We start from the raw sequence: 14,747 nt of genomic DNA, 5'->3' as shown, positions 1-14,747 counted from the left end.
GATTCCGAAGTTTAAGAAAAGGGTAAATAACAAATAATCTGTTAAAATATTCAAGTTGGTTTAATTTGTGACCCAGCTTGGTTGCTATACCCTTTTTTATCGAATTATTTTTAAAAATATGTAGAATTTTGTCAATAAATGTAGTATACTTTTTTTAAATCTTTCAGGAGTATCCTAAAGTACAACAAAAGAAATATTCCGTTGTATCCTGCAATAGCAGCCTCATTTTTTCAAGCTGCAATCTGTGCTGGCTTCCACTTTCCTTTGTATAAATCCTGGTTGTATTAATATCCCTATGTCCCAGGATATCCGCTAATTTTGACAGGTTTTTTTCTATTTCATAATATGTCCTTGCAAAAAGGTGTCTTAGGTTGTGTGGAAAAATCTTTTCATTCTTAACTCCGGCCTCCATGCCAAGAGCTTTCATTTCCCTCCATATGTTACTGCGGTCCAGGGCTTTTCCGCTTTTTGTGACAAATATCATACCTGTGCTGATATTCTTTTTTGATGCATAAGACTGCAGGATTGTACAAAGCTGTCTGGTTAACAGCACGGTCCTTATCCTGCCCTTGCACTCAATCTCCGCCTGTCCCCTTCGAATGGCTTCCACTGTGATGAACGACAGTTCCGATACGCGGATCCCGCTTACGCAGATGGTTTCCAGCACAAGGGCCAGCCGTTCATTCCCATTGGCAAAAGCCGTTTTCACCAGCCGCCCATATTCATCCTTTGTCAGTTCCTTCCGCTCAGGATAAAAGGAACTTTTGCTGATTTTTAAAAACTTACTTTCACAGCCATCCCATCCACAGTATTTGAAGAATCCGTTGAGAGCGGCTATGACGCAGTTGATGGTGACCGGGGTCAAACGTTCCCGCAGGTCTGCTTTCCATAACAGTACCACCTCCTTGGTAACCGGCCCATCTCCTATGAACTCTTTAAACTGCTTTAAATAATGTCTGTATTTCTTTACTGTCTCCCTGCTCCTTTCGCAACTTTCCAGCCATTGTCCATACTCCTCTATCTTCTGGTAAGTTATGATCCTTTCATTTTTTCTTTTCATTCCAGCCTCCTGTAAATGTGTATTTGGGTTTAGTCTGCTCAGATGGCAAAAAAACATCCAATATCCCCTTAAGGATGTTGGATTGTTCTGCTTATTATTAGACATTTAAATCATATCATAGCGTTTTTTGAAGCTATGACATATAGTCTAATGAATAACTATATACGGTTTTTAATTCTTTGCATACTAATATTTTCTTACATTTTACATAAATTTTACACAAATTTTACTTAAGTACTTCCAGGCCGCAGGCGTGACAAGCAGGCATTGTCATATCCAGGTACCATAAAAAGATAGGATGATTGCCAAAATACAATAAATAAGGGTGCGGCCACCATGACCACACCCAATCTTACAGAGTATTACAGACATCTGAAACAATATTGACCGCTATCTCTTTTGCCTTTGCGCTGGACACCGCCCTGCCATCGGACCTGCCTATATATACGCAGAAATACCTTCTCCCATCCGGCGTGTCCGCAAAGCCTGTAAACCAGGAATCCACAACAATCCCTTTATCCTTTCCCATTCCGGTCTTTCCATAAATCTTAACCACCGCCTCATCCTGTTGCGTTACCAGCATGACCTGTTTTAATTGTTCAAGGGTTTCCTCCCCATAATGTGTATCCCTGCCAAAAATACGTTCCATGACCTGAGTCTGCTCTTTTGCCGAAATCTTCAGGGAGGATTCAATCCAGAACCCTGTCAGGGCACGGTTATCATTATTGGTATTCAACCGCCCTTCCCAGTCTGAAATATCACAATTCCCATACAATAGCTCATTAAGCACCGCCTGGATCCTGTCTGCCCCAACTTCATCAATGATCTGTCTGTAATACCAGACACAGGAGGTGCGGAATGCTTCATGGAAATCAATATCCTTGTTCCACTTTTCATTCCAGAATATTTCCCCACTCCATTCCCGCACCGAATGTTCCGGTTCAATGATTCCATCCTCCAGGGCAATTAAAGAGGATATGATCTTGAAGGTGGAACATGGGGAGCGGTGGGTTTCAGCCAGCTCCTGGTTGTAAATCATGTATTGGTCTTCATCTGGATCATAAATAACAGCGGTGCCGTTCATACCGTCAAAATATCCTGACCAGTCAGACTCGGTAATTGCCGGTACGGTGCCCGTATCCTCAACCGTCTCCCTGGGCGGCTCGGTGGCTGGCGGTAATTCCTGGGGAGTCCGGATGGTTGGCGGTAATTCCTGGGTAGTCTGGATGGTTGGCGGTAATTCCTGGGTAGTCTGGATGGACGGCGCTGTCCCTGCCGGTTCAGGATTATTATTCCCATTCTTGTTGCCAGCAGAACAGCCTGTTATTACTAATAATAAAATCATCAGTAAAAGCCCTTGCAATCGCCAAAACCCCTTTTTCGCTGATGATGGACCGTTTGGTTTCTTATCATAGCCCATGGAATGATTTATCCTCTCAATCATATTTATTGAACACATAAGTCCCCCATAATCACTTATCCGCCGGCATGACTCTCTGATTCCGCCACTCTTCCTCCAGCTGGGCCAGTGAAACCGCATCCATCTTCTCCGCCATGGCCTGTACGGCCTCATCCAGATGCACACCTAAAATCTCCTTAAAGAAACGCCCAATCTGACACCCTTCCGATATCCTGGGATGGAACTTAAACAGCTCATTGGTGTCATACCCCTCCACCGCCATATATATATCCCACAGACTTATATCTTCCGGATTCCTGGCAAGTACGGTGGCCCCCCTGCCTGTGGATACATGTAAGATTCCGGCCTTCTTCAGCTTGCCAAACAGCTGTCTGACCATGATGGGATTCCCTCCCGTGCTTTCGGAAATCATTTCACTGGTCATCTTTTTATCTTTGAATACCAGGATCATCATCAGCATCTGGACTGTCACTGTAAATTGTGTACTCATGCGCATGTCACATTCCCCCTTTGACTGTATTCTATAAGCCATTGTTTAAAAAGTCAAGTGTAGCCATTGACACTACAAACAAAATGTGCTACCATATTTGTAGCATAATAAGTTACAAATACATAGCAGGAGGTATCCATATATGAAAAATGAAGCTTTGGAAGTCCTTAAAAACAGGCGTTCCATCCGCCGGTTCAAGCCCGAACAGATTTCCCAGGAAGTCCTTGATGTTGTCCTGGAAGCCGGAACCTACGCCCCCACCGCGGCAGGAACACAATGCCCTGTCATTGTAGCGGTCCAGGATCCGGACCTGGTTGCCAGGCTGGACGCAATGAATGCAGGAATACTAAACAACCAGAATATTCCCCATCCCTATTACGGCGCGCCGACCATCCTCATCGTGCTGGCGCCTGAGGATGCAATCGTACCGGAGATTGACTGCGCCCTGGCAGGCGGCAACCTGTTAAATGCAGCCTATGCCGCAGGACTCGGCTCCTGCTGGATACACCGTTCCAGGGAAATGTTTGAATCCGCCGAAGGAAAGGCGTTATTGAAACAATGGGGACTGCCGGACACCATGACGGCCGTTGCATCCATTGCCCTGGGATACCCCGACTGTCCCCATCCGCAACCCGCGCCGCGCAAATCCTCCTATATCATTAAGGTCTGATTCATAAGGCCAAAACCGCAGAACAGGCATCGGAGCATATCGTCCGATGCCTGTTCTGCGGTTTTGATATATGGTTATCCTTGATTCCATCCCAAAAGATTCCCAATCAACAATTCCGCCTCAGAATAAAGCACTGCATTTCCTGCTAATTTTATCCGGTCACCCTGCTGCCTGCAATAAAGCGTGCCGCCCACAGAGGAAAGGCGATTTGTGGAATGAACCGGTATCTTGCACTCCAAAAAATAATAGAGCTTGGAAGTTTTACAAAAGCGGCTGAAGCGCTTGGTTATACCCAGTCATCCATCAGCCAGATGATCGGTTCCCTTGAAAATGAACTGGGAATCAAGCTGCTGACCCGTTCCCGTACCGACATCAGGCTGACCATTGAAGGCGCTGAACTCTATCCATTTGTTGAGCGCAGCATCATACAATACCGCGCCATGCAGGAAAAGGCAAATGAAATCAAGGGGCTGGAACCCAGTATCAAATATACGTTCCATGATGATTACGCCATCATGACAATGGTCGAGGCTGGTCTGGGCGTCAGTATACTGGCCGAGCTTGTGCTGCGCCGGACCAATTATAACATCGTCTGCCTGCCCATCACCCCGCCGGTATACCGGACTCTGGCCATTGCGTATCTGATGGAAAATAAAGGCAGGCTGCCGTAAATATTCCATCCAGTCTTTCCCATACCCTTTATAACTTTAGATTACTGAACCGGCCAGCCGCCAGAATCTGCCGTACAACTGCAGTATCTTTGGTCAGGTCCGCCAGTTCCTCGAATATAATCCTAAGCTTGCTTGTGCTGTTCACATCTACTGACAACATCAATATGATCTGAACCCGTTCCTCTCCCCAGATAACAGGTTTCCTAAGTGTCATCAGGCCAATCCCCTGCTTTATGACATGCCCCTCAAATGCATGTGGGATGGCAAACATACCTCCAATGGAAGTAGGAGCCAGTTTCTCCCTTTTCAGAACCGATTCTATGAAACCGCTATCCACATATTTTTCCTGTATCATCCTTTGTCCCAAAAGTACGATAACTTCCTCCGCTGTTTTACAGTCACAGTTTAAAATGGTTATTTTTTCATTCAGCATGGCCCAGAGATTGGGATAGCTGTTCCCGGATGACGCCATTTTTTCATTTTTTCCCGGATAAAGGGCCTTGCGCAGCACTTCTATATCCTTATCATTCAATACAGGCGATACCTGGATTACATTGATTCCATCCAAAGCCAGGGGCACCGTGGAAATAACGCAGTCAAGTGTTTCCTGTTCCAGTACCTCCCTTATCCTGGATACCGGAAGCACCCTGCGGATGGTGATATCAGGAAATACACGCTTTAGCCTGGCTTCAAAAAACAGCGAGGTCCCCATACCGGTTCCGCAGGCTATGACCACCGTAGGTGCAACCAAGACATCCGATATCTTTCTGCGTTCAAAACTTGCCCCAAGATACAAAGCAATATCGCATATTTCATCATCTCCCAGACCCGTGCCAAACTGTTCCGCAATCAGCCCTGCAATATAGGTTGCTATCTCAAATTCATAAGCCAGTTCATCCTTCACCATCTGCTTAATCGGATTATCCAGATGCATCTGATGGTTCAGACGGTTGAACATTCCCTCTAAATGCATATACAACGTATTCCTAAGAAGCTGGTCCCCTAATATATCTTCATGGAAGACATCTCCTGCTGCCTTCATGATTTCGTCCAGTTTCTGTATATCCCGTACACCGGATATGACTGCTTTGTTTTCCATTGGCCTGTTCTGCAGCTTTGCCCCCATAAGATTCATAGTTATATACGCCTGTTCCCCCTCGTCCATAACTATATGAAACTCCTGCTCCAGCTTCCTGGCCATATGCCCTGCCATGGACCACTGGTTTTTTTGCCTGTACCCATTAAGCTCCCCTTCCGTTGGACAGCAGACATTACCATTCCTGACGCGTTCCACCGTTATAGCCAGGCTGATCATCATCTCGGCATAGGATGAATCCGCAAAAGTAAAACCGTAATCATCCTCCATATCGTGAAGGATTGTATGTATCTCCTGCAGATCAGTTTCCTCAAAAAACGGAACAAGCTTTGTCAAAAGGCCATTTCCCTGGAGTCTGACCAGCTTACTGATGACAGCGCACTCCGCTATGCGTATCCTGCTCTCCTTCCCAAGCACACGCACGCCATACTTTGCCTTTTTCTCCATTGTCAGTCCCTGCTTCTCCACAAAAGGTATAATCTCATTTACATCGTTGACAACCGTACCTTTGCTGACATAAAGGGTATCTGCAATGGATTCCATGGAAAGGTATGAGGGGGCCTGAAGCAGTTTTAAAAGCACATGATATTTCCTGTTCTCAGGCGCATCTGAACAGATAGGCCTGATATCTGAAAGCAGGCTTTTGATAAATACATTCCCCTGATCCGAACAAGTCAGCCAGACACCTTTTCCAGCCTGGCTATGCAGATGGCATTCCGGCGTTTTCAGCTCTTCCTTAATATTTTTGATATCCTTTTTGATTGTTTTGGTACTGACATGCAGCATCTTTGCCAGTTCTACCGTGGTGTAGACCCTGTCATCCTTTGCCAGCAGTTCCAAAAGCTTCATTTCCCTCAGAAGCATACATACCCTCTTTTCCTTATCTTCAATCCATATCCGTTGATTGGTACGGCCGGACAAGCGGAGGAACCGCCTGTTTGGCTCTCTCCGCTTGTCAACATATCTTTACTCTCCCCTGTCAGCTTCCTTTTATATAATCTCCCCATTCATATTCCTGACTGTTAATCCAGCTCCGGCCCTGTACTCTTTTCAAATGTATACCAGCCGCTGGAACCAATCAGGCGCATATATGCTTTAATATAGTCCTTCATTCCATTCTGGGCAGCTATATTCACATCCATATAATCTATATCCGGGTTCTTTTTAATTGCATCAGCCATAACCTGCCTTCCATGCTTAAACAGATCCGTGCAGACATTAATCTTATTAATCCCGCAGGCCACAGCCCTGCGTATATTGTCTTCCCCTGCTCCCGAGCCTCCATGAAGTACCAACGGCATGTCCAGTGCTGTTTTAAGAAGGGTCAGCCTGTCAAAATCCAGCCTGGGCACAAAACCTTTTGGATAGCTTCCATGGGCCGTCCCGATTGCCACGGCCAGACAGTCACATTCTGTCCGTTCCACGAATTCTTTTGCCTGTTCCGGGTTGGTATACAAATCTATTTTTGTATTATCCGCTTCCACCGCCTGCCCAACATGGCCAAGCTCTGCTTCACAGGACATCCCCATGCTGTGTGCTAATGACGCAATCAGGCTGGTCCTTCTGACATTTTCCTCAAACCCATAGCTGGATGAATCAATCATCACACTGGAAAAACCACATCTCATGGCATGGGTTATATCTTCATAATTGCTTCCGTGATCCAGGTTAAACGCTACCGGCACATCCACCTCCTGGGCCAGGCCGCGGATCATCGGAGCCATGATTTCCCCAAACGCATGGGCCTTCATCTGTCTGGGCGATACATTGATGATCACTGCAGAACACTCTTCCCTTGCAGCCTGTACAATTGCCTTTGCCTGCTCCATATCCGTACAATTGATAGCCATTACCGCATATCCGTTCCTGTGGGCATGAAGAAGCATTTCTTTCATCGATACATACATAATCCTGTCTCCATTCTTTTATCTGTATTTAGTCATCATCCAGCATATCCGGGTCAATGGGTTTTTTAATGAATGCATATATGACTCCCGTTATCAGCGAGGCAATCCCAAGACACATCAAAAATATCAAGGGCTTATTCATCATAGGTACCACAAACATACCTCCATGCACCGCCGGGGATTCCACCCCCAGAAGCATTGCCAGGCCGCCGCCGATGGCAGAACCAGGGATTGTGGAACACCACACACGTATAGGGTCGTTGAGCGCAAATGGGATTGCCCCTTCTGTAATATAGCAGAAACTCAGCGGTACTGCTACCTTTGCATTTTCAATATCACCTCTTGAAAATTTCTTTTTCTGCAGGAAAACAGCGATTGCCATGCCCAGCGGCGGAGCCATGCCAGCTGCCATCTTAACGGCAGTAGGACCAAATACCCCATCCGCATTCAACGCATTGGCAAAGGACGCCGCAGTTTTGGTTAAGGGGCCGCCAAAGTCAATCCCCCAGCAGGTTCCCATGACCGCGCCCAGAAAGAACTTGGAGCCTCCCTGTAAAGATGCCAGCCAGTTTTGGAACGTCGTCATAAGCACCGCTATGGGATGACCGATTACAAACTGAAATACAGCGCCTGTAACCAACGTGCTGAATACAGGAATGACCAGGATAGGCATGATGCCGTTGGCCCAATTAGGCACCTTCCATTTTTTCATCCACAGACATATGTATCCTACCAGGAAGCCGCCTATGAGACCGCCTACAAAGCCTGCATTAATCTGGTTGGCAAGATACCCGATTGCAAGGCCCGGCCCCATGGCCGGACGGTCTCCAATCGATTGTGCGATTGCCATGGTAAGGATGGGGACTGTAAAAAATGCTGCGCATACGCCAATCTGGTTAATCATGTAAGCAAATGTCCCTGCCTGGTTAGCAACATCATAACCGCCGATTGCCTTTGCAATTGCCTGGATGATACCGCCTGCAACCACGATTGGTATCATATAGGAAGTTCCGGTCAGGAATGATGCTTTTATACGTTCACCACGTGTAATCTTCTTTCCGCCTTTTCTCTGTATTGTATTCATTTTTTCATATCCTCCAATGCTTCAAGTAATTCATCCACCAGCCCAAGTCCATTCTTAACCGCTTCCTGCACCCTGCATTCCAAAACAGGTATTCCGCCCTCAAACCGTTCAGGATTCTTAATCTTAACATCACTGGCTATGATTGCCCCATCCGCCCTCCGGATATCATCCATTGTAATTACATTCTCCGGGCCTTCTGCTCCCTGGGTCTCGATTTTAATCTCGACTCCTCTTTTCTTTGCTGCTTTCTGCAGATTGGCCGCCGCCATATACGTGTGTGCGATACCTACCGGACAACTTGTGATTGCTAAAATATACATAACTTACTCCCCCTGCTTTTTTGATTTAATTTGTGTACAGTTCCTCGCGAGTTCTATGTTGTGATTATACGAATAAAAAAACAGACCGACAACTCAATTAATTTCCCTTATATAGTGACCTTTTTTGAATATAGAGGTAAAGCCAGGGCCTTTATTAGGCAAATATGTTAAATTCCTCCTTAATTTATATAGGAAATTGTGGGTATCCGGCAGAACCATATACCTGTACTTCCCGCCTCAAGTACCCTTATGTTAAATTCCGCTTCACCATTCTGGGGAATATATTTGACTGTTCAAATCCATTGGGATTGTTATAATCAGAGTCAGGGCGTGTTACAAACCTGTCCTGAAATGAAAAAAAGGAGGAATACCATGAAGGGCCTTCAATTTAAGATGCTCTATCTGGGGCATATCTTATGTAGGAAAGACTGTCTGGTACGAACAGATGACAAGGAGGAAATGATACATTCCCCCATGTTATCTGTCCTGATTAAGCATCCTGTCCTGGGGAATATCCTATATGATACAGGCAATTTTGAGTTGGGCGATAAAATTTATTCAGCCCATGCCAAAAAAGTCTATCCTGTACCCGAAGTCATAACAATCAAGGAAAAACTGGCTGAAAACGGGTTGACGGTTCATGATATTGACCGTGTCATCATTTCCCATCTCCACATGGACCACACAGGCGGATTACCTTATTTTGACGGTACAAAAGCAGGAAAAAATGGAATCATAGTAAATGAGGACGATGCCAGGGAAGCATTCTACATCGTAAACGCCATGGAAGATACAGGGGCTTACACCATGCAGACCATATGCGGCAGACAGGGTATTACCTACCATCCTGTAAACGGGACACTTGCCCTGGCCGACGACTTAATCCTGTTTACCCAGCGTTGTCATACGCCAGGTGTTCTGGGTATGATCCTTAAAACAGTGCATCACGGAAATTTCCTGTTTACATCTGATGCAATCTATACCAGGGAATCCTTTGAAAAAGGACTTCCGCCAGGTGGAACCATCAATCAATCAGACGAAGAATTTTACAGGGAACTGGAACTCATTAAAAAAATGCAGAAGGAATATGACGCCACTTTGATTTTCGGCCATGATCCAGACCAGTTCCGGCTGTACGACAAAGAATTCACAGATTAAAAGAGGAGGATTATCATGGACTTGACTGCAATGATTGATGAGCATCTGGTGAAATTCAGCTTTGATGCCCAATCAAAAAATGACGTGATTCATGCCGGAGCCCAGCTTATGTATGAATCAGGAAAGATAAACAATAAGGAAAAATATATCAATGCCGTATTGGAACGGGAAAAAGAATGTGCAACAGGAATCGGGATGGGAATTGCAATCCCTCACTGTAAGGATGATTCCGTGAACCAGGCCGGTTTCGCGCTCATAAAGTTAGCCGGCAAAATCGAATGGGAATCCCTTGACGATGAGCCTGTAGATTATGTAATCATGCTGGCTGCCCCTAATACCCCGGATAATGTCCACCTGAAAATGTTATCTTCCCTGGCTGCCGGTTTGATGGATGATGATTTCAGGGACGCATTAAAAGCAGCCAATACCATAGAAGACTTAAGGGCCGCATTTAAGTTGGTTGCATAAACACAATATTTTAAAACCAGGAGGGTTACATAATGATTAATTTTGAATTCCACACCCCAACCAAAGTCATCTTCGGTAAAAATGCGGAGAACCTGGTTGGACAGGAAATTAAGTCCAGAGGATACAAGAAAGTGCTGATACATTTTGGCGGCACATATCTTCAGGAGAACGGAACATTGGAGCGGGTACACAAAAGCCTGACTGACAGCGGTTTATCCTATGTGGATTTAGACGGTGTCGTCCCAAATCCCAGGATGGGGCTGGTGAGGCAGGGAGTGGAACTTTGCAGGAAAGAAGATGTGGATTTCATCCTGCCTATAGGCGGAGGAAGCCCCATTGATTCTGCCAAGGCGATTGCATATGGCCTGGCCAATGATTTTGATCTGGAGGACCTCTATATGGGCCGGGTCCAGACAGACAGGATTGCACCCATAGGCTGTATATCCACCATAGCTGCCACCGGCTCGGAAACCAGTAATTCCTCTGTCATAACCATAGAAAAGGGGTGGCTCAAGCGGGCCTATAACCATGACTGCGCCCGACCGCTGTTTGCCATCATGAACCCGGAGCTGACCTATACCCTGCCTGCTTACCAGACTGCCAGCGGGGGAGCTGATATCATGATGCATACGATGGAGCGGTATTTTACCACAACGCCGGACGTGGACCTGATTGACCGCATGGCGGAGGGATTGATGGTTGCAATCAAAGAAGCCACGGTAAAAGCAGTTCGCTGTCCCCATGACTATGAAGCCAGGGCCACACTTATGTGGGGCGGAAGCCTGTCGCACAACGGCCTTACCGGAACCGGGCGCACGGCCGATTTTGCCTCCCATAAGATTGAACATGAAATGGGCGGGATGTTTGATGTAACCCACGGCGCCGGCCTTTGCGCAATCTGGGGCAGTTGGGCACGCTACGTATATAAAACAGATGTGGCCCGCTTTGCCCAGTTTGCTTCCCGCATATTCTCCGTCCCCCTGAACTACCATGACCTTGAGGAGACCGCGCTAAAAGGAATCGAGGCCTGGGAAGACTGGTGCCATAAAATCGGGATGCCCACGTCCATGAAGGAACTTGGCATTTCCCCAACTGAAGAGCAGATAAATGAGATGGCAGATAAATGTGTTGCTACCGGGGGAGGACATGTAGGATTTTTCCAGACGCTCTATAAAGATGATGTAATGAACATATACCGGATGTCCAGATAAACATCCTGATACAGGAAGATGATACAGGAAGAAGGTTGTCTGAAATACCTTTCAAACAACCCTCTTCCTGCTAAACACCATACGCCCGCATGTTATCTAAGTTCCGGCCAATATCCCTTATTGGCAGTTATCAAATCATCCAAAACCTCTTTTGCCTTATTAGCACCCGGCACTGTTTTTGACAGGGTCAGGGCCTGCCACAGCTTCAGATAGGAGCCTTCCACCCATGCTTCCACCACCAGCTTCTCCACGGCTACCTGTTCCTCCATAAGCCCTTTCTGGAATGTGGGGATTTTGCCAACGGCAAGAGGTTCATAACCGTCTTTCCCCACAAGGCACGGTATCTCCACCATTGCATCCGAGGGGAAATTACTGATAGCTCCCTTGTTCTCCACGATTAAAAGCATCCGCTCCTTTGTGTTTGTGGTCAATGCACAGGCCAAATCCACGATAAACGTAGCATGATTATCCTTTCGGATCAGGCTGTCTTTGGCAGTTCCCTTGGCCGCGATTTCCCTGCAGGCTGAAAATACACTTTTCTCCCTTCCGTCTATCACTTCATCGGCCCGTGTATATTCCGGATCCGCATGGGAGACCTCATCATCAGGGAACAGATAATACTTAAGATACGTATTTGGTATGTATTCCGGCATTATCCTTACAAGGTCCCTTGCCTTCATGTGGGAATATTTCCAGCTTTCCCTGTTATCATAGGCATACTCAGATTCGTCCACCACATATCCCTTTTCCGCAATATGCTTCATGATTGCCGGCTTTAAATCATTGCCCTCCTTGTCGGTAATATGGGTCCACCAGCCAAAATGATTCAGTCCAAAGTACCGGACAATCATATCCTTCCTTGACGGAAGGCCAATCATCTTTGACATCCGGTCCTCCAGACCGATGGGCATGTCACAGATATTAATGACCTTGGACTTCGGCCTTAACACCCTGCAGGCTTCCGCCACAATGGAGGCCGGATTGGAATAATTCAACATCCATGCATCAGGAGAATATTTATCCATATAATCTATGTTGTCAATCATACCGCCTATGGAACGCATACCGTAGGCAATTCCGCCAGGGCCGCAGGTTTCCTGTCCTACAAGGCCATGTTTCAGGGATATCTTTTCATCCAGGCCGCGCATGGGCAGGCCTCCAACACGGATATGCGCCATTACAATATCCACATCCGTATATGCTGTCTCAGGATCCGTAGTCGCCAAAAATTCAATCTCCGGCGCATTTTCCTTTAAGATAATGGCACAGGCATCCGCCGTGATTTTCTGCCGCTCCCCGTCAATATCGTAAAATTTTAATTTGCGTATCGGAAAACGGTCCAGATTAGCGATTAACATATTAACGATTGCCGGCGTATAGGTACTTCCGCCTCCTGCGATTAAAACTGATGACTTCTTCATAATTATCTACCTCACACTTTCTTTCTGATTTCTTCTTTTAACTCCCGTTCCACAGCCTTACGTATCTCGCCCACCTTCAACCCATATATTACCTGTATGGTATTTTGGCCTGGCCGCACAATAGCGGAACATTCTGTGGATTTCAATAACGCATCATTGGCTTTGGTGCCATCCTGCAGTTCTACACGCAGTCTGGACATACAGGAATCCAAATCCACGATATTCCCCTTTCCACCCAGCCCCTCTATAATTGCCACTGCTTTCGATTGCAGCGATTTCACAGGTGCATCAAGCCTGACACCCCCTACTTCTGCTGCAAAGGCCAGGGCTTCTTCATTATCTTCTCCCCGTCCCGGTGTTTTTACATTAAACTTAATGATCCACCATTTGAACAGGAAATAGCAGATAAGGCCTTCTATGGCTCCTACAATCAGGATCCACCACCATTGGGACCCCGGACGCATGGGACCATAGAGGATAAAACCAATGACACTGGATGTAATGCCGCCCACCTCGCTCCCAAAGGCATATAAAAGCATATAACTGAGACCGTTTAAAAGTGAATAAATCACATAGAGCGGAAATGCTGCAAATATAAATAAGAATTCAACCGGCTCAGATATATTGGAAAAGAACGCTGTAAACGCACCTGCGATAAGCAGAGGTTTGATTGCCGCTTTTTTATCCTTGTCCGCACATTGGTAAATAGCCAGGGCAATGGCAGGAAGGGCAAACATCATCATGGGGATCTGGCCTCCCCTTAAGAATTTCACGATGTCTACCAGTCTGGCGCCTTCCGGCATCCCTTCTACAAGATACTGGAAGAATGCCGGCCGGGCGCCTTCAATTACCGTGCCGGAACCAAACGTATAGATTCCGGATACCGCCGTATCACGGATAACGGCATTCCAGATCTGATGGAGGCCGGTGGGAATCAACAGCTTCTCCACTGTCGCATAAACAAAAGGACCAAACATCCCTAAATTACTGATTCCTCCGGCCAGCGCATTGATTCCTTTTGAAAACCATACCCACACAAACGGGAATACCTGACCCACCGCCACAAACAACAGCGTACTTGCAAAGGGTATAAACCTGGATCCCTGGAAAAATGATAATACCGTTGGGAATTTTACATGTCTCAGCCTGGAATGAAGAACTGCCACCACAATCCCCACCAGCATACCGCCAAACATCCCCACATTCACAGTTTCAATCCCGAATACGGTAGTCAGCGCTTTTTCCGGATACATGGCGCTTACTGCAGGAAATTTGTTTAACAGCACATTCATTCCCGCCATGAAGGCAATATATCCCATCAACCCGGCAAATGCCGCATACTCCCTGTCCCCGTCGCAAAGGGCGGAAGCCAGCGTAACTGCATAGATGACCGGAAGATTGGACATGACAATGCTGCCCGCTTTATTGACCAGTCCCGCAATATATTGTATCCAAAAATTTCCAAATGCCGGAATCTGTTCAATAATTAATTCATTTGTAAAAAATGATGATAACCCCATGACCAAAGAAGCCGCTGCAATCAATGACGCTGGAATCAAAAATGCTTTTGCTATTTTCTGAAACGACTTCATGACACTTTTATTTCTTTCCCCTTTCATGACATCCTGCCTCTCCATTTTTATTCATCAGCCGCACTCCGGATTACTTCTGATGCTGTAAATGCATCATAGCATAAGTACTATCATACATGCAATAATCCAGCCGCCTTCTGTATACTCAGTCAAATTCTGTATATTTTTTCAAATAGTGA

14 protein-coding genes are annotated in these 14,747 nt (G+C 46.3%); 5 read left to right on the top strand and 9 right to left on the bottom strand.

The window, feature by feature from the left end; all coding sequences use genetic code 11:
* Nucleotides 1–163: 163 nt before the first annotated feature.
* From LK536_RS39790 to LK536_RS39780, 3 genes are all read right to left on the bottom strand, one after another.
* Nucleotides 164–1,060: a tyrosine-type recombinase/integrase gene (locus tag LK536_RS39790; RefSeq protein ID WP_025486745.1), complete on the bottom strand. Its 897-nt coding sequence runs from the start codon at nt 1,058–1,060 to the stop codon at nt 164–166.
* A 352-nt stretch (nt 1,061–1,412) separates the two neighbouring features.
* Nucleotides 1,413–2,405 (bottom strand): penicillin-binding transpeptidase domain-containing protein, encoded by a 993-nt coding sequence (locus LK536_RS39785; RefSeq protein ID WP_227795405.1) that lies wholly within the window; start codon nt 2,403–2,405, stop codon nt 1,413–1,415.
* A gap of 127 nt (nt 2,406–2,532) precedes the next feature.
* Complete coding sequence (locus LK536_RS39780) at nt 2,533–3,012, bottom strand: Rrf2 family transcriptional regulator (RefSeq protein WP_506092119.1); 480 nt, start codon at nt 3,010–3,012, stop codon at nt 2,533–2,535.
* Nucleotides 3,013–3,112: 100 nt separating this feature from the next.
* Here LK536_RS39780 and LK536_RS39775 point away from each other — a divergent pair, with 100 nt between their 5' ends.
* On the top strand, nt 3,113–3,640 hold the full coding sequence (locus tag LK536_RS39775; RefSeq protein WP_008717292.1) for a nitroreductase family protein: 528 nt from the start codon (nt 3,113–3,115) through the stop codon (nt 3,638–3,640).
* A gap of 215 nt (nt 3,641–3,855) precedes the next feature.
* Complete coding sequence (locus LK536_RS39770) at nt 3,856–4,311, top strand: LysR family transcriptional regulator (protein WP_227795406.1); 456 nt, start codon at nt 3,856–3,858, stop codon at nt 4,309–4,311.
* Between the two features lie 28 nt (nt 4,312–4,339).
* On the opposite strand, the gene LK536_RS39765 is transcribed toward LK536_RS39770, so the two are convergent.
* The 4 genes from LK536_RS39765 to LK536_RS39750 form a co-directional block, all read right to left on the bottom strand.
* A complete protein-coding gene (locus LK536_RS39765) occupies nt 4,340–6,271 on the bottom strand; it encodes a BglG family transcription antiterminator (RefSeq protein WP_008717298.1) in 1,932 nt (643 codons plus the stop codon).
* A gap of 158 nt (nt 6,272–6,429) precedes the next feature.
* Nucleotides 6,430–7,314 carry a class II fructose-bisphosphate aldolase gene (locus LK536_RS39760; RefSeq protein ID WP_227795407.1) on the bottom strand — a complete coding sequence of 295 codons (885 nt, stop codon included), beginning with the start codon at nt 7,312–7,314 and terminating at the stop codon, nt 6,430–6,432.
* Between the two features lie 28 nt (nt 7,315–7,342).
* The gene (locus LK536_RS39755) at nt 7,343–8,398 is read right to left on the bottom strand and encodes a PTS fructose transporter subunit IIC (protein ID WP_227795408.1); all 1,056 of its coding nucleotides are present in this window, start codon (nt 8,396–8,398) and stop codon (nt 7,343–7,345) included.
* Nucleotides 8,395–8,718, bottom strand: coding sequence for a PTS fructose transporter subunit IIB (locus LK536_RS39750; RefSeq protein ID WP_040379604.1), 324 nt, complete (start codon nt 8,716–8,718; stop codon nt 8,395–8,397). The genes LK536_RS39755 and LK536_RS39750 overlap by 4 nt, the downstream gene beginning before the upstream one ends.
* 372 nt (nt 8,719–9,090) lie before the next feature.
* Here LK536_RS39750 and LK536_RS39745 point away from each other — a divergent pair, with 372 nt between their 5' ends.
* From LK536_RS39745 to LK536_RS39735, 3 genes are read left to right on the top strand one after another with little or no spacing between them, the layout of a single operon-like run.
* Nucleotides 9,091–9,876: an N-acyl homoserine lactonase family protein gene (locus tag LK536_RS39745; RefSeq protein ID WP_227795409.1), complete on the top strand. Its 786-nt coding sequence runs from the start codon at nt 9,091–9,093 to the stop codon at nt 9,874–9,876.
* A 15-nt stretch (nt 9,877–9,891) separates the two neighbouring features.
* Nucleotides 9,892–10,344 (top strand): PTS sugar transporter subunit IIA, encoded by a 453-nt coding sequence (locus tag LK536_RS39740; protein WP_227795410.1) that lies wholly within the window; start codon nt 9,892–9,894, stop codon nt 10,342–10,344.
* Between the two features lie 32 nt (nt 10,345–10,376).
* Entirely contained in the window at nt 10,377–11,555 is a 1,179-nt protein-coding gene (locus LK536_RS39735; protein WP_227795411.1) for an iron-containing alcohol dehydrogenase, read from the top strand.
* A gap of 92 nt (nt 11,556–11,647) precedes the next feature.
* On the opposite strand, the gene LK536_RS39730 is transcribed toward LK536_RS39735, so the two are convergent.
* Nucleotides 11,648–12,976, bottom strand: coding sequence for a 6-phospho-alpha-glucosidase (locus tag LK536_RS39730; RefSeq protein WP_227795412.1), 1,329 nt, complete (start codon nt 12,974–12,976; stop codon nt 11,648–11,650).
* 11 nt (nt 12,977–12,987) lie between these two features.
* Entirely contained in the window at nt 12,988–14,595 is a 1,608-nt protein-coding gene (locus tag LK536_RS39725; protein ID WP_227795413.1) for a PTS transporter subunit EIIC, read from the bottom strand.
* Between the last annotated feature and the right edge of the window lie 152 nt (nt 14,596–14,747).

The organism is Clostridium pacaense (assembly GCF_020709765.2).
GTDB classification, from domain to species: domain Bacteria; phylum Bacillota; class Clostridia; order Lachnospirales; family Lachnospiraceae; genus Enterocloster; species Enterocloster hominis.
Note: the sequence above shows the minus strand (reverse complement) of the source record. Positions and strands in the feature narration are given on the sequence as shown.

Bases quoted from the DNA above. Each gene is read 5' to 3' on its own strand.
- LK536_RS39790 (WP_025486745.1), bottom strand. From the start codon at position 1,060: ATGAAAAGAAAAAATGAAAGGATCATAACTTACCAGAAGATAGAGGAG.
- LK536_RS39730 (WP_227795412.1), bottom strand. From the start codon at position 12,976: ATGAAGAAGTCATCAGTTTTAATCGCAGGAGGCGGAAGTACCTATACG.
- LK536_RS39775 (WP_008717292.1), top strand. From the start codon at position 3,113: ATGAAAAATGAAGCTTTGGAAGTCCTTAAAAACAGGCGTTCCATCCGC.
- LK536_RS39770 (WP_227795406.1), top strand. From the start codon at position 3,856: ATGAACCGGTATCTTGCACTCCAAAAAATAATAGAGCTTGGAAGTTTT.
- LK536_RS39760 (WP_227795407.1), bottom strand. From the start codon at position 7,314: ATGTATGTATCGATGAAAGAAATGCTTCTTCATGCCCACAGGAACGGA.
- LK536_RS39745 (WP_227795409.1), top strand. From the start codon at position 9,091: ATGAAGGGCCTTCAATTTAAGATGCTCTATCTGGGGCATATCTTATGT.
- LK536_RS39750 (WP_040379604.1), bottom strand. From the start codon at position 8,718: ATGTATATTTTAGCAATCACAAGTTGTCCGGTAGGTATCGCACACACG.
- LK536_RS39780 (WP_506092119.1), bottom strand. From the start codon at position 3,012: ATGGCTTATAGAATACAGTCAAAGGGGGAATGTGACATGCGCATGAGT.
- LK536_RS39725 (WP_227795413.1), bottom strand. From the start codon at position 14,595: ATGAAAGGGGAAAGAAATAAAAGTGTCATGAAGTCGTTTCAGAAAATA.
- LK536_RS39755 (WP_227795408.1), bottom strand. From the start codon at position 8,398: ATGAATACAATACAGAGAAAAGGCGGAAAGAAGATTACACGTGGTGAA.
- LK536_RS39765 (WP_008717298.1), bottom strand. From the start codon at position 6,271: ATGCTTCTGAGGGAAATGAAGCTTTTGGAACTGCTGGCAAAGGATGAC.
- LK536_RS39740 (WP_227795410.1), top strand. From the start codon at position 9,892: ATGGACTTGACTGCAATGATTGATGAGCATCTGGTGAAATTCAGCTTT.
- LK536_RS39735 (WP_227795411.1), top strand. From the start codon at position 10,377: ATGATTAATTTTGAATTCCACACCCCAACCAAAGTCATCTTCGGTAAA.
- LK536_RS39785 (WP_227795405.1), bottom strand. From the start codon at position 2,405: ATGATTTTATTATTAGTAATAACAGGCTGTTCTGCTGGCAACAAGAAT.